At 53.3% G+C, this 22,212-nt stretch carries 19 protein-coding genes; 16 read left to right on the top strand and 3 right to left on the bottom strand.

The window, feature by feature from the left end; translation table 11 throughout:
* Positions 1-150: 150 nt before the first annotated feature.
* The 5 genes from MLD66_RS04070 to MLD66_RS04050 all read left to right on the top strand — a co-directional run bounded on the left by MLD66_RS04070 (position 151) and on the right by MLD66_RS04050 (position 7,003).
* Positions 151-1,887 (top strand): methyl-accepting chemotaxis protein, encoded by a 1,737-nt coding sequence (locus MLD66_RS04070; protein WP_247215653.1) that lies wholly within the window; start codon positions 151-153, stop codon positions 1,885-1,887.
* Positions 1,884-4,436 carry a response regulator gene (locus MLD66_RS04065; RefSeq protein ID WP_247215652.1) on the top strand — a complete coding sequence of 851 codons (2,553 nt, stop codon included), beginning with the start codon at positions 1,884-1,886 and terminating at the stop codon, positions 4,434-4,436. The genes MLD66_RS04070 and MLD66_RS04065 overlap by 4 nt, the downstream gene beginning before the upstream one ends.
* Positions 4,437-4,664: 228 nt before the next feature.
* The gene (gene coaE / locus MLD66_RS04060) at positions 4,665-5,252 is read left to right on the top strand and encodes a dephospho-CoA kinase (protein WP_247215651.1); all 588 of its coding nucleotides are present in this window, start codon (positions 4,665-4,667) and stop codon (positions 5,250-5,252) included.
* Positions 5,253-5,460: 208 nt separating this feature from the next.
* Complete coding sequence (locus MLD66_RS04055) at positions 5,461-6,417, top strand: FkbM family methyltransferase (protein ID WP_247215650.1); 957 nt, start codon at positions 5,461-5,463, stop codon at positions 6,415-6,417.
* Between the two features lie 151 nt (positions 6,418-6,568).
* A complete protein-coding gene (locus MLD66_RS04050) occupies positions 6,569-7,003 on the top strand; it encodes a nucleoside deaminase (protein WP_247215648.1) in 435 nt (144 codons plus the stop codon).
* 14 nt (positions 7,004-7,017) lie between these two features.
* Here MLD66_RS04050 and MLD66_RS04045 read toward each other — a convergent pair whose 3' ends face one another.
* The 3 genes from MLD66_RS04045 to MLD66_RS04035 form a co-directional block, all read right to left on the bottom strand.
* On the bottom strand, positions 7,018-7,341 hold the full coding sequence (locus tag MLD66_RS04045) for a YggT family protein (RefSeq protein WP_247215647.1): 324 nt from the start codon (positions 7,339-7,341) through the stop codon (positions 7,018-7,020).
* A gap of 172 nt (positions 7,342-7,513) precedes the next feature.
* A complete protein-coding gene (locus MLD66_RS04040) occupies positions 7,514-8,131 on the bottom strand; it encodes a response regulator transcription factor (RefSeq protein ID WP_247215646.1) in 618 nt (205 codons plus the stop codon).
* Positions 8,132-8,641: 510 nt separating this feature from the next.
* Positions 8,642-9,889 (bottom strand): FGGY-family carbohydrate kinase, encoded by a 1,248-nt coding sequence (locus MLD66_RS04035; protein ID WP_247215645.1) that lies wholly within the window; start codon positions 9,887-9,889, stop codon positions 8,642-8,644.
* A 71-nt stretch (positions 9,890-9,960) separates the two neighbouring features.
* Between MLD66_RS04035 and MLD66_RS04030 the strand changes: the two genes are divergently transcribed.
* The 11 genes from MLD66_RS04030 (at position 9,961) to MLD66_RS03980 (ending at position 21,972) form a co-directional block, all read left to right on the top strand.
* On the top strand, positions 9,961-12,762 hold the full coding sequence (locus MLD66_RS04030; RefSeq protein WP_247215644.1) for a cation-transporting P-type ATPase: 2,802 nt from the start codon (positions 9,961-9,963) through the stop codon (positions 12,760-12,762).
* Positions 12,763-12,849: 87 nt separating this feature from the next.
* On the top strand, positions 12,850-13,854 hold the full coding sequence (locus MLD66_RS04025; protein WP_247215643.1) for a response regulator: 1,005 nt from the start codon (positions 12,850-12,852) through the stop codon (positions 13,852-13,854).
* A gap of 8 nt (positions 13,855-13,862) precedes the next feature.
* Positions 13,863-14,021 (top strand): hypothetical protein, encoded by a 159-nt coding sequence (locus MLD66_RS04020; protein WP_247215642.1) that lies wholly within the window; start codon positions 13,863-13,865, stop codon positions 14,019-14,021.
* On the top strand, positions 14,018-14,347 hold the full coding sequence (locus MLD66_RS04015; protein ID WP_247215641.1) for a DUF6883 domain-containing protein: 330 nt from the start codon (positions 14,018-14,020) through the stop codon (positions 14,345-14,347). The genes MLD66_RS04020 and MLD66_RS04015 overlap by 4 nt, the downstream gene beginning before the upstream one ends.
* Before the next feature lie 5 nt (positions 14,348-14,352).
* Positions 14,353-14,610 carry a DUF4926 domain-containing protein gene (locus MLD66_RS04010; RefSeq protein ID WP_247215640.1) on the top strand — a complete coding sequence of 86 codons (258 nt, stop codon included), beginning with the start codon at positions 14,353-14,355 and terminating at the stop codon, positions 14,608-14,610.
* A 54-nt stretch (positions 14,611-14,664) separates the two neighbouring features.
* Positions 14,665-16,716: a DNA methyltransferase gene (locus tag MLD66_RS04005; RefSeq protein ID WP_247215638.1), complete on the top strand. Its 2,052-nt coding sequence runs from the start codon at positions 14,665-14,667 to the stop codon at positions 16,714-16,716.
* 4 nt (positions 16,717-16,720) lie between these two features.
* On the top strand, positions 16,721-17,032 hold the full coding sequence (locus MLD66_RS04000) for a DUF4258 domain-containing protein (protein WP_247215637.1): 312 nt from the start codon (positions 16,721-16,723) through the stop codon (positions 17,030-17,032).
* Positions 17,017-17,241, top strand: coding sequence for a DUF2283 domain-containing protein (locus tag MLD66_RS03995; RefSeq protein WP_247215636.1), 225 nt, complete (start codon positions 17,017-17,019; stop codon positions 17,239-17,241). Before MLD66_RS04000 ends, MLD66_RS03995 begins: the two co-directional genes overlap by 16 nt.
* A gap of 33 nt (positions 17,242-17,274) precedes the next feature.
* A complete protein-coding gene (locus MLD66_RS03990; RefSeq protein WP_247215635.1) occupies positions 17,275-17,856 on the top strand; it encodes a Uma2 family endonuclease in 582 nt (193 codons plus the stop codon).
* Positions 17,857-17,864: 8 nt separating this feature from the next.
* A complete protein-coding gene (locus tag MLD66_RS03985; protein WP_247215634.1) occupies positions 17,865-18,506 on the top strand; it encodes a Uma2 family endonuclease in 642 nt (213 codons plus the stop codon).
* Positions 18,507-18,570: 64 nt separating this feature from the next.
* On the top strand, positions 18,571-21,972 hold the full coding sequence (locus MLD66_RS03980; protein WP_247215633.1) for a DEAD/DEAH box helicase family protein: 3,402 nt from the start codon (positions 18,571-18,573) through the stop codon (positions 21,970-21,972).
* Positions 21,973-22,212: the final 240 nt, after the last annotated feature.

Here is a 22,212-nt window from a genome sequence, read left to right as displayed (position 1 = left end):
TTGGTTCAAATAAATAGAGGTTCCCATAAATCATCTGAAACTACGATAGTATCGCCAAATGATCACTATGGACATTTTGTCCCTAGCCTATGCACCATGATAGACAAAGAGAATTTTATGTTAAATAACCACGGTTCATAGGTTTGTCCAATGGCTGTCCCCACCCATGACCCTACCCCTTCCTCAAGCCAACCCGTGATGATGTATCGGGGTCGCCCGGTCGTGACCCCCCCGGACAGTGGCGGGCTACGGGAAGTTGACCTGATGTCCAAAATTCTCCAAGCCAATACCCTGGAGCAGGCGGGGGAAGTGACCCAAGCGGCGCAATTGTACCAACAAGTCCTCCAGTTGGATACGGAGGGCACCTATGGGGCGATTGCGGAAAAAGCCTTGGCGGCGTTGCAAAATACGGGAGCACTGGCGTTGGTGGTTGCCGATGCGTCACCCCCTGGGGAGAGTGGGGTTATTGATGCGGAAATGAGCGTGCCCCAGGAATCTCCCTGGCGATGGTTGCACCAGCGGTCGGTGGGGTGGAAATTTGGGCTGGTGGTGGTGGTGCAGGTAGTGACGATTCTGGCGTGGCTTCCCCCGGCAGTGACACCCCCTGCCAACCAGACCCCGGCGGTGACCCAGACCCGCACCAGCCAAGTGACCTTTGCCAGTCTTTTATTTTTGCTGAACTTGTTCATCCTGGGGTGGTTTTGGCGGGAGGTGGTGGTGCCCCTGAAGCGATTGACCGGGGAGGAACCCGCCGATGAGGTGGCGAATGAGGTGGAGCGGTTGACCCAGGCGGTGGCGCAATGGCAACAACAAGCCCAGCGGGCGGAGCAAACCCTGGCGGAACGGAGCCAAGCCCAGGCGGCGGAACTGGCCCGGCAACGGCAGGACAAGGAGCAATTGCAACAGGAAGTGATTAACCTGCTGTTGGAAATCGAGGGGGCCCAGCGGGGGGACTTGACCGTGCAGGCACCGATGACACCGGGGGCGGTGGGGTCAATTGCCGATGCCTTTAATGCCACGATTGCCAGTTTGCGCCAGTTGGTTTTGCAGGTGCAGGGGGTCGCCAACCAGGTGCAACAGGTGGCGCAGGCGGGGGCGGCATCCATTACCCATCTGACCACAGCCGCCCAAACCCAGCGGGAACAGGTGCAGGCTTCCCTGGAGACGGTGGCGGCGATGAACCAGTCCATTGCCCAGGTGACGGAGTTGGCCCAACAGGCCGCCGAGGTAGCCCACTCCGCCCGGTTAACGGCGCAGGCGGGGGATGGGAAAATCAACCAAACGGTGGCCAGCATTGAAGGCTTGCGGGCAACGGTGGCCATGACCGCCAAAAAGGTGAAACGGCTGGCGGAAGCCTCCCAGGAAATTTCCCAGATCGTGGGGATTATCTCCGCTATTTCGGAAAAAACCAATTTGCTCGCTTTTAATGCCTCGATTGAAGCGACCCGGGCGGGGGAACATGGGCAGGGGTTTCGGGTGGTGGCGGATGAGGTACGCCGTCTGGCGCAACAGGTGACGGAGGCGACCCGGGAAATTGAACAGCGGGTGACCAACATCCAGGAGGGGACGGGGGATGTGCTCCAGGCGATGGAAACCGGCACCAGTGAGGTGGTGGCCAGTACCCAACTCGTCCAATCCACTCGGGAGACCCTCCAAGGACTGGCCCAGTTGAGCCAGGACATTGACCAGCTTTTGCAGGAAATTGCCCGGCAAACCCACGCCCAGCGGGAGGCTTCCCAAGCGGTCAACCAGCGGATGGAGGAGGTAAATGCCATTGCCACCCGGACGGCTTCCGAATCCCAGACGGTTGCCCATTCCCTGGAGGATTTGTTGGCGGTGGTGGCGAACCTGCAAACCTCTGTGGCCCGGTTCCGGCTGAACCCATGAATTTCGATACCCAAACGGAGTCGTACCAAAACATTCTCCGGGAGGTACGTCAGTGCTTCCTGACCGAAGATGCCCCGGAATACATCCGCACCCTGGTGGAAGGCATCCAGCACCAGCAACAGGGACAGGCGGTGGACATGACGGCGATGATGCGGGCGGCGCACTCGCTCAAAGGGGGGGCGGGTCTGTCCCAACTCACGGACATTAGCCAACTGGCGCACCGGTTGGAGGACCTGTTGGAAGCCTTGAGTCAGCATACCCCCCCCGCCCAGGACCCGGTTTGGCCGGTATTGGCCCGGGGCATTGACGAATTAGCCGCCCTGCTCGCCCAGGCGGAACATCAGGACCAGGTCACCGCCAACCCGGAGGTGCTGGCCGCCCTCGCCAGCGTTACCCTGTCCCCTTCCCAGGCATTGGCACCCACCCCAACCGCTGCCCCCTCAAATATCGTGGCGACCGCCCTCAATGAGGATTTGGAAGCCTGCTTAACGGCAACCGCCCAAGCCCTGGCACAACCCCACCCGGAGGTGACTGCCGTAGTACAACAGTTGGTGGATGCCTGCACCCTGTTGGGGGAAACCTTGGACTTGCCCTGGCTGGTGGCGGCGGTGCAACCCTTGGCGACCCAACCCCCTACGGAAGCGTCAATTCCTCAGATTGAGGCGACTTTGGCGCAAATTCGGCAACAACGGTCGGCTTATTTGCACCCTGCGCCCCCGGAACCGGAACCGCCGTCCCCCGACCAACCCTTGACCACCGTCCGTTTGCCCCTGGAGCGGTTGGAAACCCTGGCGAATACGGTGGGGGAACTGCTCATCCGCCACGAACGCCTGACCCTGCACCAGGAAACCCTCCTCCAGACCAGCCGCACTCTCAACACTCTGGTCAGCCAGTCCCAACCCCTGCGGGAAGCCCTGCAAACCCTCTACGACCAACTGGCGGTGAATTTGACCCAACCCACCCTCAGCGGTGAATTTGACAGCCTGGAATTGGATCAGTACAGCCAGGGGCATTCCCAACTGCAAACCCTGGAAGAAACCCTCCTGCGGACCCAGGAAATCCGGGCTGACCTGGAATTGACCGTGCGGGAATTGGGGGAAGAACTGACCCAAGTGCGCCAGGAATTGGACCGTTTGTATCAACAAATCACCCAGTCCCGTCTGGTGCCCTTCCGCCACCTCGCCCAGGGATTTTTGCCCCAACTGCGCCGCCTGAATCAGCAATACCATAAGCGGGTGGAACTGAAAATCAGCGGGGAGGACGTGCTGGTGGACCAGGTGCTGTTGGAACGGTTGCGTACCCCCCTGACCCACCTGGTGAATAACGCCTTTGACCACGGGATTGAATCCCCAGCCGAGCGCACCGCCCTAGAAAAGTCCGCCACCGCCACCATTCACCTGCGGGCAGAAACCCAGGAAAACCAGGTGGTGATTACGCTCCAGGACGATGGGCGGGGCATTGACCTGCGCCGGGTTTATCAGCGGGCAGTCCAACTGGGCTGGTGTACCCGTCCCTGGGGGCAGATGCGGCGGGAAGAGCTACTGGATTTGATTTTTCGCCCCGGTTTTTCCACGGCGGCTCAGGTGAGCGACCTCTCCGGGCGGGGGGTGGGTTTGGACATTGTGCGTACCCAAATCCAGCAATTGCGGGGCGTGATCCTGGTGGACACCCAACCCGGACAGGGGACGACCTTTACCCTGCGTTTGCCCCGGGGGTTGACCCTCCTGCCCCTGCTGTTGTGCCGCAGTCGTCAGCGTACCCTGGGGATTCCCGCTACGGCGGTGCTGGATATTCTCGCCATTCCCCCTGGCACCCCAACCCTGACCTGGCGGGGGCAGGAATTACCCGTCGTGTCCCTGGTGCAATGCTTACCCTACCGTCGTCCCCCCTCCCCGGAACCGGAACCGGTGGGGTTAGTGCTGGGGCAAACCCAACCCGCCGTTTACACCGTGAGTCAGTTGGTGGGGGAGCGGCAGTTGATCCTCAAATCCTTGGATGAAACCGTGCCCTTGCCGCCCTATGTAGCGGGTTGTACGATTTTGGGAACCGGGGAAGTGGTGCCCGTGCTGATTCCGGGGGAACTGGCTCCTTTACTCACCCAAACCAGCGTCCCCCCCGTGCCGGTCACGGTTGCCGACCCCACCCCCTACATTCTCATTGCGGAGGATTCCGTGGCGACCCGGCAGTTGTTGGAACGGTTGCTCCAGCGCAGTGGCTACCAGGTACACAGCGGTCGGGACGGGCAAGAGGCTTGGGAATGGCTCAGCCAAGCCACCCACCGGGTGGGACTGGTGATTTCCGATATTGAAATGCCCCGGTTGAACGGGTTTGGTCTCCTGCAACGCATCCGCACCCACGACCGCCATTACGCCCTCCCTGTGGTCATGCTCACCTCCCGAACCGGCGACCGCCACCGCCAAAAAGCCCTGAGTTTGGGAGCCAGCCATTACCTGGTGAAACCCATCGTACCGGGGGAATTGCTCACCGTTGTGGCGGCATTGCTCACCAAAACCGCCACGGCTGAACCGCCTCTCCCCCTGCGTAACTAGGGAACTGGGCAACCCCATAACCTGCTTGGGCTGGTAGGATCGGTTGGGTAATGTATGCGGATAATTTTGATAATTTACTGACAGGGAACCTCTATATTATTTGAACCAAACAAAAATCCCATCGTGACAAGGGCGGGGGCACTCCCCTGCGACCCCTGTGCCATTCTTATTTAGGATTACTATATTATGGCAAATAATAGCTACAAATAATCTAATTTCCCATCCAGCATGATTATTGGTCTCACCGGGGGAATTGCCACAGGTAAATCCACCGTCACTACCTATTTAGAAAGTCAATACAACCTCAAAACCTACGATGCGGATACCTACGCCCGCCATGCGGTTTTACCAGGACAACCTGCTTTTACTGCCATTTGTGAACGCTATGGAACTGCGGTATTGACCCCCGATGGACAATTGAACCGGGCATGGTTAGGAAATCAAGTATTTAGCAACACTTCAGAACGGCGGTGGCTAGAGCAACTCATTCATCCCCTGGTACGGCAACAGTACGAAAAAATATACCAGCAATTTAACACTACGGATGCGCTAGTGGTATTTAGCATTCCTCTGTTATTTGAGGCAGAAATGACGGATTTAGTCCAGCAGGTGTGGGTGGTTTGGTGTACAACGGGGCAACAATATCAGCGGTTAATGGTTCGCAATTCTTGGACTCAAAGGCAGTGTTACGACCGGATTAATGCCCAATTGCCCCTAGCTCTAAAAATGTTATGGGCGGACAAACTTTTGGACAATTCCGGGACATTGCCCCATCTCTATCAGCAAATTGATTTTTTTATGAGAGAATTGCTATAAGGCACTTCTAAAAATAGATTGTCCCGCACCGCTTCCGTTCTTGGTTCTGGAAAATTTCTGTATGCCTACAGCCCGCCAGCTAACGTCAAACGAAGAGGTTGAGCAGTTGATGAGGGAGACAGGCGCACGAATAATATACTTGTATTCCTATGTCCCGGTTGTCGGAAATAATGCCACAATTGGGCTGTGACCTCATCTGGTATTCCTCATGTCCCTGGTTTTTACCCCCCTACTCAAAGCGCACGGTTACTTTGAGGATCGCTCCATGACTGTCGCCAATGTGGGTTCTCGGAAAATTTCCCACCAAGATGATTTTGGTCGTCGGGGCTGGTCGATCTTTGCCCCCAATTTAACGATTTATGGCTTTGATGCTGACCCGGATGCCTGTGAAGCCGCCAATGCCCTCCTTGCGGAACAGCACATTAACTGGACAGAACAGCATCTCCCCTTGGCACTCAGTGACACCTGCGGCACCAAAACCCTCTATGTCACGCGGGAACCGATGTGTTCTTCCCTCTATCCCCCCAATGAACCCTATTTGAATCGCTTCAGTTGGTTACATGAGGTGATGGCATTGGATTTTACCGTGGAGGTGGAAACCACCACCCTCGATACTTTTTGTCAAGAGCAGGGGGTAGGGGGCATTGATTTTTTAAGAACCGATGTGCAAGGGGCAGATTTGGATGTCCTGCGGGGGGCACAACAGTTACTGAACCACAGCCTTTTGGTAGTCGAGTCGGAAGTGATTTTTTCCCCCCTGTACGTCGGGCAACCCCTGTTTGCTGATTTTGATACCTTTATGCGTGCCCAAGGGTTTACGTTGATGCAACTGGGTCTCCACCCTGGGGTGGCACGGCGGGAATTACCAATGACTAGCCCCCCCTACTATCAGGGACAAAAACTTTGGGGGGATGCGGTGTACATTCGAGATGTGCTTGCCCCGGAAACCCCAGAACTATGGCGCACTCCTGAATCTATTTTCAAACTCGCCTGCATCCTAGATGTGCTCGGTTATTGCGACTATGCGGCGGAATTATTGCTGTATCTCATCAAAGTCCATGACTGGCAGTTACAAAAATTGATGTTAGAAGCGATCTGTGCCCGTATCCCGGAGGATTCACAGTCAAAATTACCACTGATTAGTTATTTGCAGAGTAAGAATTAAGGGCATCTCTATGTATTTGAGCCAAACCATAGCCTGCGTGGCGTAGCCATAAATCGCATCGTTGGCATACCCATATTACCCAGAACCAAGGGTGCGACTCCTGTTCCAAATTCATGTAGGATTAGTATATTCACGAAAAAATGGCATCAAAATGGACAGATTTATGCAAGCCGCCATTGACCAGGCACGCCAAGGGTTAGCGGAGGGGGGGATTCCCATCGGTTCCGTGCTGGTTAAGGATAATGAAATTATTGCAGCAGGTCATAATCGGCGGGTGCAGGATGGGGACCCGATTACCCATGCGGAAATTGATTGTCTGCGGCGGGCGGGTCGGATTGGTTCCTATCGGGGAACGACCTTGTACTCCACCCTCATGCCCTGTTATCTGTGCGCCGGAGCGGTGGTGCAATTTGGCATTAAACGGGTATTGGTGGGGGAATCCCAAACCTTCCAGGGGGCGAGGGAATTTATGGAACAGCATGGGGTAGAAGTGATTGACCTAGACTTACCCGAATGTCAAATGATGATGCGGGAATTTATTGAGCAGAAGCCCGAACTTTGGTATGAAGATATTGGTCAATTGTAGGGAGTTGGGGGTCATCAACCGAGGCGTTCGGGAGCCTGAAGCAAAAGGGTAAAAATCCCCTGTTGACCCAATAAAATTTCCCTCAATAAACTAAAAATGGCGACCCAAATTACCGGGGTCATATCCACACCTCCCAGGGGCGGCACCAGACGGCGGGTTACTGCCAAAAACGGTTCCGTCGGCAGATAAATTAACACCAAAGGGAATCGTTTAACCGGAGCTTGCGGATACCAAGTGAGGACAATGCGTAGCACAAATGCCAAAATCATCAAGGCAAATATCGGGGTCATCACCCAGGTCGTCCAAAACCCTAAATGAGTTAAAGCCGTGACATTCATCCTCATTCCTCAACCTACATCAGCACATCTATACAGCCATCCTAAACCATTGGGACATCAACATTCAGAAGAACCGCAGGTACACCCCTGCGACCTATTTTTAGAGATGCCCATATATATTAGAAAATTTTATAGATTCTCTCAGGGAATTTTAATCAAATTGCTGTGATTTTCAAACCCCCAGATAATTCATCGCCCAACGGGTCAATTCCGTGCGGTTACTGAGACCGATTTTATTCAACATATTGCTGACATGGCTTTCGACCGTGCGCCGGGATACCTTCAATTCATCCGCCACCTGCTGATTGGTCATCCCCTGTGCCACCAGCCGCAAAACCCGCCGTTCCGTAGGAGTGAGATAGGTGTCTGGGGGGAGTTGTGCCAAGGGTTCCGCCCCCGCCCCTAGTCCCAGCCGAGCTAGGGAGGCACGAATTTGCGCCAACAATTCCTCCGGTTCAAAAGGTTTGACCAAGTACACATCACCCCCGGCATTTAGCCCGGTAATCCGGTCACCCACATCCCCCTTGGCAGACAGAAAAATCAAAGGCACGGAGCGTAAACGGGGATTTTGGCGCAGTTTTTGGACAAACTCGTAGCCATCCATCATGGGCATCATTACATCACAAACAATCAAACTCGGATGCACTTGGCTTAATAATTCCCAACCCTCTTGCCCGTTTCCCGCCGTCAAAACCTGGTATCCTCCCTCCAGTTCTAAGTATTCCTTGGTGAGGAAGCGCAGTTGGGTGTCATCATCAATCAGGATTATCGTGGGAGGCTCAGTCGTCATCGAAATTTCCTTGAGATGCTAAGCATTAGAGTAATGCTAAATCAATAACTTAAATGGTATTTGATTAATCATCTAAGTAATCCTACTGTATTGGGTATTATTCAAGGATGTCAAGATGCGAACGAAGATATTTATAAAAAATACTTATATATCAAGGGCAACTGAGACACCGATCTCACTCAATGGGTGGGTAAATGTTCACATACTTTATAGTAATTCTACTAAATTAGCAGACAAATATTTAGGCATATAGCTATTCAGACATACAGAAATCACACTTGAATTGTGAGTAAAATTTCATACTGAGAAAGTCAACAGTCCCAGGCTAAAGTCCCATTGTATAGCAATCCTACTTGATTTACATTAGCTTGCGTGCCGTAGGCATACACAAAGTTTCCAGAACCAAGTACGGAGGCGGTGCCCCTGCGACCCCTGTTCCATTCTCATTTAGGATTGCTATAGTTTTCATTGATCTAGTGATTCACCCATAGAAATCTTACCTGAGTAGGACTACGCCACGCCATCGCTCTGCGCCAGACGAGCCACTCCCCAAGCCGCTTCCTGTTGGGCGGAAACGCATACCGGTACCCCTAAAATCTGTTGGCGAATGGTTTGCCATGTGGAATTACTACTGCCACCGCCGCTGGTGAATACCCGTTGTAATGGAGGCGCACCGAGATTTTGTAATACCTGATAACCCTGGGCTTCAATGCGTGCCATTGCCGTCAATAAGGCGTGTAAAAATTGCACCGGATTTTCGGGGCGGGGGTCGAGTCGGGGAGCTAAATTGAGATCATTAATCGGGAATCGCTCCCCCGGTTTTAAGAGGGGATAGTAATCTAAATCTAAGGGAATATTGGGGTCAATTTGGGCACTGAAATGCAATAATTCTTCTTTCGTGAAAAAATGCTGTAACACGGCACCGCCCGTATTGGAGGCTCCCCCCACCAGCCATAAATTGCCCAGGCGATGGCTGTAAACTCCGGTGCGTGGGTCATCAATGCGCTGGTCGCTGAGTAATTTCAACACCAAAGTCGAACCGAGGGAAGTCACCCCATCCCCGATCCGTTGGGCACCACTGGCGAGAAAAGCGGCAATGCTATCGGTGGTTCCCGCATGAATTTGACAATCGGGGGGTAAATGGAACTGTTGGGCAATGGACGGTTGAATCCTGCTTACCGGGGTGCCGGGGATTAATACCTGGGGCAAATGCACGGCAAAGGGTAAATTCTGAAACCAATTTGGATACGTTCTACTCCCTGGGTCGTAACCCAATTTCAGGGCGTTATGTTCATCACTAATTCCTAATTTTCCATGCAATAAAAATCCCAACCAATCCGCCTGATGCAAGAGATATTTATCTCGTAAATTTATGCCTTGATGATGATACCAAAAGAGTTTGACTAAACTAGATGTGGCACTGCAAACTAAGTGATTTTCGGGCGCATAATGTTTGAGTTCTGGGAGCAAAAAACCGCCCTGATGGTCGTTATACATGAGCACTGGCGCAACGGGCTGACCGGTATTATCCGTAAGCAAAACCGTTCCCGATGTCCCGGCAATGCCGATGTGGTGAATGTGATTACATACGTTTGCAGGAATAGCACCGAGTAATTGCCACAGACCTGCCTGCCATTGCTGGGGGGAGGTGGGGTCAGCCAAAGGCAGGCGTTGCTGGTATTGGGTCTGCCCTTGGGGGTCAATCACGATACCCTTGAGTGCCGAGGTGCCAAAATCCAACCCCAAACTCAACCCCATCCTCTACCCCCGGACGCTGTGCAACCGCCAATCTAACCTCTAGGATAAGAGAAGGTTTCCCAAAAATTTGCATGGTTCTCCCATCACCCCCCCCCGACTGGCACAGTTTATCCATTGAAGCGACCTGTAAGCATCTGGAAACCAGTACCGATGGGCTAAATTCGGCACAGGTGGCAGAACGTTTGGCGCATTACGGGGCGAACGAATTGCAGGAAACCCACCGCCGGAGTCGTTGGCAAATTCTGCTGGATCAGTTCAAAAATGTGATGCTGTTGTTGCTGATTGCGGTGGCAGTGGTTTCCGCCATTACTGATGCAATTCAAGCCATTCAGGAACAGCGGTTTATTTTTCCCAAGGACACGGTGGCGATTTTAAGCATCGTGATTTTGAACGGTCTGCTGGGCTATGTGCAGGAAATGAAGGCGGAACAGGCGTTGACCGCTTTGAAAAAAATGTCCTCCTCCCGGGTGCGGGTGGTACGGGCGGGGCAAATTCAAGAGGTGAATGCTCCCGATTTGGTGCCAGGGGATGTGGTGTTGGTGGAGGCGGGGAACAAACTCCCAGCGGACGGGCGTTGGTTGGTGACGGCGAATCTTCAGGTGCGGGAGGCGGCTTTGACTGGGGAAGCTCTACCGGTAACAAAACAGGCGGATGTGGTACTGCCGGTGGATACGGAGTTGGGTGACCGGGTGAACCTAGGGTTCATGGGTACGGAGGTGGTGCAGGGGCGGGGGACGCTGGTGGTGACCCAAACCGGCATGGGTACGCAATTGGGCAAAATTGCCGCCGCCATTCAAGCGGTTGAGGTGGAACCAACACCCCTGCAACGGCGGATGGATCAACTGGGCAAGGTGTTGGTGACCGGTTCCTTGATTTTGGTAGCGCTGGTGGTGACCGCTGGCACCCTCTATGACCCCCAGATGTTCGGTGCGCTGGTGGAGGTGTCCCTGAGTATGGCGGTGGCGGTGGTTCCGGAAGGTTTACCGGCGGTGGTGACGATTACCCTGGCGCTGGGTACCCGTCGGATGATGCAACGGCACGCCCTGATCCGCCGCTTGCCCGCTGTGGAAACCCTGGGGTCGGTGACGGTGGTCTGTTCGGATAAGACGGGGACATTGACCCAAAACAAAATGGTGGCGCAGGCGGTGGCACTGCCGGAATTGGGGTTTTTGCAGGTCACGGGCACGGGCTACCAACCGGCGGGGGAATTTCGCCAGGGGGAGCAACCCTTTGTCCCCCAGTCCTGCCCGGATGTGATGGGGCTATTGCTGGCGGGACTGCTTTGTAATGATGCCACTTGGCAGGAGGAGCGGGGGGAATGGGTGATTTTGGGCGACCCAACGGAAGGGGCACTCCTACCTCTAGCGGCGAAGGCGGGGGTGACGGCGGCGACCCATCCTTTAGCGCGGGTGGCGGAATTTCCCTTTTCCTCGGAGCGCAAACGGATGAGCGTGGTGGTGCGGGCGGATGACCAAAAGATTTACTCACTATTGCGGGGGGATTTTTTGCTGTTTTGCAAAGGCTCGCCGGAGTTGACCCTGGAATGTTGCGACCGGGTGCAGAGCCAGGGGCAGGTGCAGGAACTGACCCCCGACCAGCGGCGGGTGATTGTGGAGCAAAACAATACCCTCGCCAGCCAAGGGTTGCGGGTGCTGGGGTTGGCGTACCGGCCTTTGGATGCCTTGCCCCCCCATCCGACTGCCCCGGATTTGGAGCAGGGGTTGATTTGGCTGGGGTTGGTGGGGATGTTGGATGCCCCCCGTCCCGAGGCGAAACTGGCGGTGGCACGCTGTCATACGGCGGGGATTCGGGTGGTGATGATCACCGGCGACCATCAACTCACCGCCTGTACGATTGCCAAGGATTTGGGCATCCTGCGCCCGGGGGAGGAAGTCCTGACGGGACGGGAATTGGAACAACTCACGCCGGAGGAATTGACGGCACGGGTGGGGCGGGTGGCGGTGTACGCCCGGGTGTCCCCGGAACATAAACTGCACATTGTCCAAGCCCTGCAAAAAAATAACCAGGTGGTGTCCATGACCGGGGATGGGGTGAATGATGCCCCGGCGTTGAAACAGGCGGATATTGGGGTGGCGATGGGGATCACGGGGACGGACGTGAGCAAAGAAGCTAGCGATATGATTTTGCTGGATGATAACTTTGCCACGATTGTGGCGGCGGTGGAGGAAGGCCGGGTGGTATATGGGAATATCCGCCGCTTTATTCGCTATATTTTGGGGAGCAATATCGGGGAGGTCATTACCATTGCCACGGCACCCCTGATTGGGTTGGGGGGTACGCCCTTGTCCCCTTTGCAGATTCTCTGGATGAACTTGGCGACCGATGGCATTCCGGCACTGGCGTTGGCGGTGGAACCAGGGCGGGCGGTGGTGATGCAACAACCCCCCAAAGACCCGCAAGAGAGTATTTTCGCCCGGGGTTTAGGAGCCTACATGGTGCGGGTGGGGATTGTTTTGTCCCTGGTGACGATTGCCCTGATGGTCTGGGCTTATGGTTACACCCAAAACTACAGCCCGGCGGGTTTAGACCCCCAACGGTGGCAGACCATGGTGTTTACGACCCTGTGTTTGTCCCAGATGGGTCATGCTTTGGCGGTGCGTTCCGATAGCCGTTTGTTGGTGGAACTGAACCCCCGGAGCAACCCCTGGATTTGGTGGGCGGTGGGGCTGATGACCCTGGCGCAGGTGGCGATTGTGTATTTGCCGCCTTTGCGGGAATTTTTCCAGGTGTATTACCTCACGCCGCAGGAATTGCTCATTTGTGTAGCGTTTAGTTCCCTCGTGTTTGTCTGGGTAGAATTGGAAAAGCTAGTGATCCGGCGGCTCTGGCCGGGGCAGGAAACAGAGGGGTAACCTACTGAATCAGGTGACTTCTGCCCGTGGGTGTGCGACTATGGTACTGAAAAAGGCGCAGGGATGGTGCCCCAAGGAGTTGATGCCATGACTTTTGATCCCACCGACCCGGTTCAGATTCTGGTCATTGATGACAGCATGGTGGTGCGGGAACTGATCGCCCAGTACTTGGAGGATGGGGGTTATCTTTTGGAAACGGCGGCGAATGGGGAGGCGGCTTGGGCGGCTATTTGTCAGTCTCCCCCGGATTTGATCATCAGTGATTGGTCCATGCCGGGTTTATCAGGGATTGAACTCTGTCGGCGGGTCAAATCCGACCCCAGTTTGCAACATATTTACTTTTTGATGCTCACCGCCCGGGAAGATACTTCAGACCGGATTCTGGGGCTGGATACGGGGGCGGATGAATTTATCAGCAAACCGATCAATGCGGAGGAATTGCGGGCACGGATTCGGGCGGCACTACGGGTGCGGCAGTTGACCCGTTCCCTGATGGCGGCTAATCAACGGCTCAAGGATCAGAACAATTTACTCGCATCCATGTCGCTTTTGGACGAGGAAACCGGGGTGTTGAACCAGCGGGCTTTGACCTCTGCCCTGCCGGGACTATTGCATCAGGTGGGGGAACGTCCCCCGGCGGCGGTGGATGAGAACTATGTCTTGTACTACCGCTATTTGAGTTTTTGGTTGCTGGCGGTGGATCGCTGGCCGGAATTGGAGCAACAGTATAGTTCGGAAATATTGCGCCAGGTGGTGACGGTGGTGGCACGGCGTTTACAGAGCCGGGGTCTGCCGGGGAGTCTGGTGTATCGGGCGGCGGTCAATCAGTTTGCCTGTGTGACCCTGGGGTTATCCCCCCAACGGGCTTACGAGTTTGGGCACACCCTGCGCCAGGGCATCAGCGACCATCCGGTGAGTTTGAGCAGTGAATTGTCCATTCCAGTGACGGTCAGTTTGGGCGGCGTGGTAGTGACCAAGGAACATGACCTAGACCCAGAGCAACTGTTGCACCAGGTACAGGAAGTGTTGAGTAAGGCGCAAACCTTGGGTACGAATCAATTACTCCTGTTGGGCTATGAACCAGGGATGTGAATTTCAAGATGTACGCTCGTCAACCAGGACTGACGCTCAAGATACCGTTTTTTGATAATTTTAATTTTAAGCTGTTGCAGGAGTTTAAGGGCAAGATTGACCTGATTGATATTGACCCAACCTTTGATGTGGGTGCGTGTTTTTCGATGCGTGTGGCGAGTCTATGAAGCTACCGAATGGAGAATTTGCCATGATTCCGATGGAAAAACTGACGGGTTACTGTCTGAATCCAGATCATGCATCCGGTAAACCTAAAACCAAGGTCTTTGCTTCAGCACTGGGAATCACAGCGGAGAATGCCAATGATTTGCGAGAATTGATTGCGAAAGCAGCCATTGAAGGAGAGGTGATTCAACAAAACAGCACCGAGTTTGGTCAACTCTACAAGATTGACTGGGCAATTCCCGATCGAAAATCCGTCATTCTTCGTACTCTCTGGGAAATCACCTCAGCCCAACCCAACCCCCGCCTAGTTTCTGCGTTTATCAGGTAAGGATTATGACGCTAACAACCCTTGATACCGTTGCCAACATAAAGCCAATTGATCGTGATCGCCTCACCTTAGTTGAACCCGAATACCAATCCATTCAACAGCTACCGATCGGTCAGGTAGGCACCATTGTTGAGGTATATCCCGGTGACATTCCCCGTTATTTAGTGGAATTTGCCGATTTGCAAGGACGTGAGTACGCAATGGCTGTGCTTCAACCCGATGAAGTTCTGGCTCTACACTATGAATTGAGCCTAGCCAGCTAATCGTTCGTTCACTTATCAGCAACGACCCAAGTCATAACTACAAACCTTTTGTTCATGACCCAGCAACCCACCTACGGTCCCCACAACCCCCACCCCCTCTCCCAAATGCGGACGGAACTGATCTGGGAGGGCAAGTATGACGAGTATGGCAACCGCCGCGAGGTGGATATTGCCGGGTGTGCCATGCCCATGCAGAAGATTGAAAGCATTGATGAACCCCGACGGGCAGCAGCGGCAACGGGGCAGTTGGAATTATTTGAACAGCAGAATCCCCGCGTGGATGATTTTCGCAATCGGCTGATCTGGGGCGACAACAAGCTGGTGATGGCTTCCCTGTTGCAAGAGTTTAAGGGCAAGATTGACCTGATTTATATCGACCCACCGTTTGATGTCGGCGCGGATTTTACCTTAGATGTTCCTATTGGCGAAGAGAATGAAACTTTAGCGAAGGAGCAATCAACGTTAGAAATGGTTGCTTACCGTGACATTTGGGGGAAAGGTACTGATTCTTTTCTGCAAATGATTTATGAACGACTCGTCCTTGCTAGAGAATTACTGAACGATAAAGGTTTGATTTTTGTTCATATTGGTTGGTTTGTGTCTCATCAAGTCAAAGCATTACTTGATGATGTTTTTGGTAATACTCAATTCCTAAATCAAATTATTTGGAAACGACAAACAGCCCATAGTGATATTGGTCAAGGTTCGCAACATCTTGGGCGTATTCATGATGTTATTTTTCTGTATTCCAAGTCTGAGAGTTTCACTTGGAATATGCAATATACTCCCTACTCAAAGGAATATGCTGAGTCTTTTTATAAGTTTGTAGAACCAGAGACTAATAGACGTTATCAATTAGGAGATATTACCGCTCCTGGAGGTGCTACAAAAGGCAACCCATATTATGAATTTCTTGGCATCACCCGATTCTGGCGATTTAGCCAAGAGAGAATGAAAGATCTTTATGAACAAGGTCGAATTGTTCAAACAAAGCCTGGAACAGTGCCTCGCCAAAAGAGATATTTGGATGAGATGCAAGGGATTCCACTTCAAGATTTATGGTTGGACATAAATACCGTACAACCTCAATCTTTTGAGAAAACAGGTTATGACACTCAGAAGCCAGAGGCATTACTTGAACGAATTATTGCTTTAGCTTCCAACGAGGGCGATCTCGTCGCTGATTTCTTTTGTGGCAGTGGCACCACCGGGGCGGTGGCGGAGCGGTTGGGGCGCAGGTGGATCATGTGCGACTTGGGGCGGTTTGCCATCCACACGTCGCGCAAGCGGCTGATTGAGCTACAGCGCAAACTGCACAGTGAGGGCAAACCCTATCGCGCCTTTGATGTCTATAACCTCGGTCGCTACGAGCGGCAGTGGTGGCAAAAAGACCGCTTGCAGGGAGCCGATGAAGAACATCGGCGGGTGATTCTGGAGTTCTTCAAAGCCGAAATCCTCACCCATCCCCCCTCACCCCTGTTGCATGGGCGCAAAGCCGGGGCATTTTGCCATGTGGATGGTATTGACTCCATCTTTACCCGTGAGGAAGCCAAACAGGTTGCCCAAGCGGTTGCCTCTGCGGGCGGGCGGGAGTGCTATTGTCTCGCCTGGGAATTTGAGATGGACTTGCACTTGACCGTGAATGCCCTAGTGCAAGAGTTGGGCGTAAAGCTGAAGCTGGTGCAGATTCCCCGCGAAATTATGGAGAAGAATCGCAAGTCGCCGCCGCCATTTTTGGAAGTGGCAGTTCTAGTGGCTGAACCCGTTTATCGCACCAGTGAAAAAGGCAAAACGGTGGACATCAAACTCACTCAGTTCATCCCATCTCTTGCCGAAGTGCCCACCAAAGAACTGGAAGCGATCAAGGAACGAGCTATTAAAAGCGGCTTTGATTTTATTGATTTCTGGGCAGTGGATTTCAACTGGCAACCGGGCAAGCCCTTCACCCACGACTGGCAAGACTACCGTACCCGCAAAGACCGCTCCCTCAAAACCATCAGCGATGCCGGTTATACTTATCATCAACCTGGCAAATACACTGCTTGCGTCAAGGTAGTAGACACCTTCGGCTGCGACACCTCGATTACCGTAGAGGTGGAGGTGTAGCCTGGTGCCCATCCTGCTCGACTATCAGAACCGAGAAGTACGTTTGACCGAAGAACGGTTAGCACATATTCTCGGTCACCCTGAAATGGTCGGCATGGAGGCTCAAATCGTTGACACTCTGAAGCAGCCAAAACTGGTACGTCAATCTCGCAGTGATGAAAGCGTGGCACTGCTTTATCGGTTCTATACCCAAACGGCGATTGGAGATAAATGGCTTTGTGTGGTGGTGAAATATCTCCCCGATGATGCTTTTATTGTCACCGCCTATTTCACTGATAAACCCAAAAAAGGAGAAACCCTATGGCAGAGCGAGTAAAAGTTTGGTTTGATCCGGAAGCTGACTTTCTAGAGGTTATTTTCTCGGATGCTCCCGGTTATATGCGGGAAACAGAAAACGATGCCGTTATGGAACGGGTAGATTTGGAGGGCAACCTTCTCGGCTTCTCCATTATGGCAGTGAGTCAACTTGCTAAGTCAAAACCATTGATTGCGGAGCTGTTATCAGGAAAAGGAAGTGCGGCTTAGAAGATCAGCATCAATTGAATAAGGAGGTCATTCATGTCCATCGCAACTGAGTTGAAAACAGAAAAAAAGGTTTGGACAGATGAAGAGTTTATGGCACTGCCCAAGGACGGTCATCACTATGAAATTGTGAATGGAGAATTAGTTGATATGGGAAGTTCAGGGGCACTGCATGGCTATGTTTGTAGCACAATCATAATCCTGCTTGGAGCTTATATCCGTACCCACAAGCTTGGAGCCATCTTTGATTCCAGCACTGCCTTCAAAATGAAGAGTGGAAATCGGCGATCGCCCGATATCTCCTTCTTTGCCAAAGAACGCCTGCAAGGCATGACCGAACTGCCTACGGGATTTCTGGATGGTGCGCCGGATTTGGCGATTGAAGTGCTGTCTCCTGGCAACACCGTAGAAGAGATTCACGACAAGCTGGTGGAATACTTTGAGAATGGCACCCGTCTGGTCTGGATTATTCACCCCAGCGAACACTATATCTTGGTTTATCGGTCTGCCCAAGAACCGGATCGTCTGCTAAAGTCTGTTGATTCCCTCGATGGCGAAGAGGTGATTCCCGGATTCACGCTACCCGTTGCCGAACTGTTTCAAAAGCTCTCATTCTAGGTTGGCTTATGTATGCGGTCATCTCTCGTGAAAAAATCCATCTTCCCCCCGGTAGCGTCATGCGAATGCCCGGAACCTGGCAAGACTACTGCACCCTACGCGATAGTCGCGGCGATGGCTCCCTCCCCCGCATTAAGTATCGCGACGGAGAAATTTTGCTGATGAGTCCCCTACCCCGCCACGGGCGCGAAGCCCATCTTCTAGCCAGAATTGTGGAAATCCTCCTCGATAGCGAAAATCGCAACTACGAAGCCTTTACCCCCATCACCATGGATATTCCTGAAGTAGGGGGCATTGAACCTGACTACTGTTTCTACATCGACAACTGGCAGGCAGCCGTCGGCAAAGACCGCATCGATTGGCAGAGCGATCCGCCCCCGGATCTGGTGATTGAAATTGATGTGACCACCTATACCGCTGCGGAAGATTATGCCCCCTACGGTGTTTCTGAAGTCTGGTTATTCAAAAATAGCAATCTAAAGATGTATGCCCTGCAAGGGGAAACCTATGAACTGCAACCCCGCAGTCGCTATTTCCCAGGGGTAAATCTGCCTGAACTCATCGCTCAAGTGTTCGCTGCCGCCGCTGAGCAAGGCACAGGTGTTGCACTCCGCAACTTGCGCCAACAGTGCCAAGAATGGATCGGCTAATGTTGAGCTAACTTCTTTGATGCCGCGATCGCTACCCATGTAAAGCCTCGGTATGCCCCAATCCATGACTTCCTCCACTCTCAACCCCACCATCCTTGAACCCCTGTTTGCCCCCTGGCAAGAACCCAACGCCCACCGCGTGCGGGCAGAGAAATCCGGCGACCCCGCTGTGGTCAGGCAAGGACGCAGAGCTTCGCCGATCGAGGTGGTGAATAACCTGCGGGCAGCGGTGCGGGAATGGCGAGAAGCCTTCTACATCGGAGCCAGCGACACCACGATTCAACTCCTCAACCACTGGTTTAACCGCGCCCATCGCCAAACCACGCCCGATGGGGAAGAGTTTGAATTTCGTTACTACTTCTGCCAGCGGGAAGCGGTAGAAACCCTGATTTACCTCAAAGAAGTGCGGCGCATCGAGTGTTTGTCGCAACTCATTGCTGAATTTGGCGGCGCAAATGCCGAAGTGCAGGCATTGGGCATCACCGAAGACGAAGATGCCTGGAGCCGCTATGCCTTCAAACTGGCAACGGGGGCAGGCAAAACCAAAGTCATGAGCCTGTGCATCGTCTGGAGCTATTTCCACGCCCTGCGGGAATCCGATTCAGAAATGGCGCGGCATTTTGTGGTGATTGCCCCCAACCTGACGGTGTACGAACGCCTCAAAGACGACTTTGGCAACGGGCGCGTGTTTGACGAAGACCCCCTGATTCCTCCCGAATGGCGCGGCGACTGGAACTTGTCGGTAATACTGCAAGACGAAGCTAGCGGAGCCGCTACGGGTGGCACGCTCTACCTCACCAATATCCATCGCCTCTACGATACCGCCAAACGCAAAAAGAAAGCTGAGCAGGATACCTACGATTGGATGGGGCCTGTAGTATCAAAAACCAAAGCACTGGATACGGGAGCCGCCCTGCGCGATCGCATCACCGCCCACCGCCGCGTCATGATCCTCAACGACGAAGCCCACCACGTTTGGGACCCCGGCTCTGCCTGGAACGAAGCGATCCGCACCCTGCACGAAACCATCCTGTCTCGCAGCGGTTGCAAACTGGTGGCACAACTGGATTTTTCCGCCACTCCCAAAGACAACAAAGGGCAACTGTTCAAACACATTGTCTGCGATACGCCCCTGGGGGAAGCGGTGGATGCCGGAATTGTCAAAACTCCGATCATTGGGCAAGCCAGCCACAAACTGGTGGAGCAAGCAACTGATAACGCCGCCTATCGCTGGGAACAACATTTGCTCCTGGGCTACGAGCGCTGGAAAAAAAGTCTGGAGGAATGGCAAGCCAGCAGCAAAAAGCCCCTCCTGTTCATCATGTGCGATGACACCGAAGCTGCCGACCAGATTACCCAACGCCTCAACACCGACCCCCTGTTTGAGCAACTCAACGGCAAAACGATCAACCTGCACACCAACCTCAAGGGCAAGCTCAAAAAAGTCGGACGGGGCAAAGAGGCGCGGTATGAATTTGTCGAAGACGAAAAAGCCATCAGCGACGATGACCTGAAGGCATTGCGAAAACTCAGCCGGGAACTGGATAGCAACGCCAGTCCCTATTTCTGCATTGTCTCGGTGCTGATGCTGCGGGAAGGCTGGGACGTGCGCAACGTGACGACGATCGTGCCCCTGCGTCCCTACAGTTCTAAAGCCAACATTTTGCCAGAACAAACTCTGGGGCGGGGCTTGCGTCGCATGACTCCCCCCGGTCAAGCCAACGAACTGGTGACGGTGGTAGAACATCCCGCCTTTGCCAGCCTTTATCAGCACGAACTGGCTCAGGAAGGCTTGCCACTGGAAATTGTGGAACTAGATCGCGTCCCTGCCACCACGATTTCTATCTTCCCTGATGAAGCCCACAAGGATGTGAATGCACTGAATATCCAGCTTCCCACCCTGTCTGCGGGCTTTCGGATTGTGCCCAAGCTGGAAGGCTTGACGATTCAGGATGTAAAAACAGCGTTTAAGCCCTATAAACCGTTGCCGCTAGGCAAACAGGGCAACAACGAAATTCAGTACGAAGGACGACACCTGTTTACAGGTGAAGTGGTGGAGAAACTGCAACTCAATCTACCGCTATTGGCATCGGGGATTGGCGCAGTTTCCTACTACGTCAAGCAACTGGAAACGATTTGCAAACTGCGGGGACTGCATCCCATCCTCGCTCCCTTGATCCAGACTTTTCTGGAAGAAGTTTTATTTGAGCAAAAAACCACTCTATTTGATCCGGCTCTCGTGGCTCGGTTAGCTGATTCCGATGTGGGCGAACACCTGCGGGCGGTGTTTGTGCCCCTGATTCGTAGCCGTACCATTACCACCGAAGAACGGCTGATGGTTGAACCACCCAAATCGCTCAACGCCTGGAAACCCTTTCAAGTTACCCTCAGCGAACGCCGCCCCGCCCTGGAAGCGGCCAAGACCCTGTTTAACCTCGTCCCCTGCAACCGGGAACTAGAAGTGGCCGTAGCCAAGTTTTGCGATCGCGCCCCCGATGTCGTTGCCTTTGCCAAAAATGCTGGCCCCCAGTGCTTGCGGATTGATTATCTGGCCAATGGAGACAGACTTGCCTTCTACACCCCCGATTTCTTCATCCGCACGATTGATGGTCACTACTACCTGGTGGAAACCAAAGGGCGGGAAGATCGGGATGTTCCCTTGAAGGCTAAAGCCGCAATCGCTTGGTGCAAGTCAGCTTCTACAGAAATAGCCCAATGGCACTATCTCTACATTCCCCAAGGCGTGTTTGAGCGCATGACAGGCGATACCATTGCCGAACTCGCCTCTGCCTGTGCCCCCGCCCTGCAAAACCTGCTCCAATCCGAGGAATTCCAAGATTTACCGCTATTTGTAAACTTGGGGCAATCGGACGAAGAAGGTGCTACGGTGGATAGCCTGATTGACCCAGCCATTCTCAATGCGCTGCCTTCTCGCTATCGCCGTGCTGCCGATCAAGCCATCATGCTCTATCGGTTCTTCGAGAACAAAGCAGGTATGAATTATGCCCCTGTCTTTACTGCCCTGTTGGGTTCGATTGATGAAGTGGCAAAAGGCTTCTTAGTGCGGCGACTGCAACCCCAAATGCCTATCACAGTAGAAGAGCAAAAAGCCTGGTTTGCTCCCTATCTAGGCAATGTGGACTATAAATCAGAGGACTACTACCGCAAACTGGCCCAAAACCTGAAACGGACGCTGGTGTTTAATAACGGGCTATCACTGATTGGCTTGCTACGATCGTGTTTAGACTACGCGCTGAATGACACGACGAAAATCGGTGGTGTGTTTGAAGCCTTGCAAACTCAGTTACGTTTTCAGGGCGGACGCAAACTGCTAGAAACCGTCACTCGCATCAATGATTTTCGGAATACCTACATCGCCCACCAGGAACAGGAGTTGACGGATAAAAACTTGGTTGAGCAAGAACTCAAAATTTGGATCGAGGCATTGCAGATGATTGGAAAATAAACGAAATGTAATTGCCAAACGAGATAACAAATCACTGCACCCGACCTTATACTAAATTACTCGTACGTATTATCCAAAGTTAGTGACGGCGGGTGAGTTCAGCCGTTATAGGTAGTTATGGGATACCGTTTGAACCCCACTTGCCCTAGGTCATTAGCATAGGGGTCGTAGATTATCACCCCGTCCTGGTTCTTTTCGTAACCTGATGATTCCCGCTGATTTCCATAGCGGCGAAGTCCT

This window comes from Synechococcus sp. C9, assembly GCF_022984075.1.
Lineage (GTDB): Bacteria > Cyanobacteriota > Cyanobacteriia > Gloeomargaritales > Gloeomargaritaceae > Gloeomargarita.
This window is presented reverse-complemented; position numbering and strand designations above follow the sequence as displayed.

Coding starts and splice junctions, on each gene's coding strand:
- MLD66_RS03995 (WP_247215636.1), top strand. CDS start 17,017: ATGGCAGAGCGAGTAAAAGTTTGGTTTGATCCGGAAGCTGACTTTCTA.
- MLD66_RS04010 (WP_247215640.1), top strand. CDS start 14,353: ATGACGCTAACAACCCTTGATACCGTTGCCAACATAAAGCCAATTGAT.
- MLD66_RS04055 (WP_247215650.1), top strand. CDS start 5,461: ATGTCCCTGGTTTTTACCCCCCTACTCAAAGCGCACGGTTACTTTGAG.
- MLD66_RS04025 (WP_247215643.1), top strand. CDS start 12,850: ATGACTTTTGATCCCACCGACCCGGTTCAGATTCTGGTCATTGATGAC.
- MLD66_RS04015 (WP_247215641.1), top strand. CDS start 14,018: ATGAAGCTACCGAATGGAGAATTTGCCATGATTCCGATGGAAAAACTG.
- MLD66_RS04020 (WP_247215642.1), top strand. CDS start 13,863: ATGTACGCTCGTCAACCAGGACTGACGCTCAAGATACCGTTTTTTGAT.
- MLD66_RS03990 (WP_247215635.1), top strand. CDS start 17,275: ATGTCCATCGCAACTGAGTTGAAAACAGAAAAAAAGGTTTGGACAGAT.
- MLD66_RS04050 (WP_247215648.1), top strand. CDS start 6,569: ATGGACAGATTTATGCAAGCCGCCATTGACCAGGCACGCCAAGGGTTA.
- MLD66_RS04005 (WP_247215638.1), top strand. CDS start 14,665: ATGACCCAGCAACCCACCTACGGTCCCCACAACCCCCACCCCCTCTCC.
- MLD66_RS04040 (WP_247215646.1), bottom strand. CDS start 8,131: ATGACGACTGAGCCTCCCACGATAATCCTGATTGATGATGACACCCAA.
- coaE (WP_247215651.1), top strand. CDS start 4,665: ATGATTATTGGTCTCACCGGGGGAATTGCCACAGGTAAATCCACCGTC.
- MLD66_RS03985 (WP_247215634.1), top strand. CDS start 17,865: ATGTATGCGGTCATCTCTCGTGAAAAAATCCATCTTCCCCCCGGTAGC.
- MLD66_RS04045 (WP_247215647.1), bottom strand. CDS start 7,341: ATGAATGTCACGGCTTTAACTCATTTAGGGTTTTGGACGACCTGGGTG.
- MLD66_RS04065 (WP_247215652.1), top strand. CDS start 1,884: ATGAATTTCGATACCCAAACGGAGTCGTACCAAAACATTCTCCGGGAG.
- MLD66_RS04070 (WP_247215653.1), top strand. CDS start 151: ATGGCTGTCCCCACCCATGACCCTACCCCTTCCTCAAGCCAACCCGTG.
- MLD66_RS03980 (WP_247215633.1), top strand. CDS start 18,571: ATGACTTCCTCCACTCTCAACCCCACCATCCTTGAACCCCTGTTTGCC.
- MLD66_RS04030 (WP_247215644.1), top strand. CDS start 9,961: ATGGTTCTCCCATCACCCCCCCCCGACTGGCACAGTTTATCCATTGAA.
- MLD66_RS04035 (WP_247215645.1), bottom strand. CDS start 9,889: ATGGGGTTGAGTTTGGGGTTGGATTTTGGCACCTCGGCACTCAAGGGT.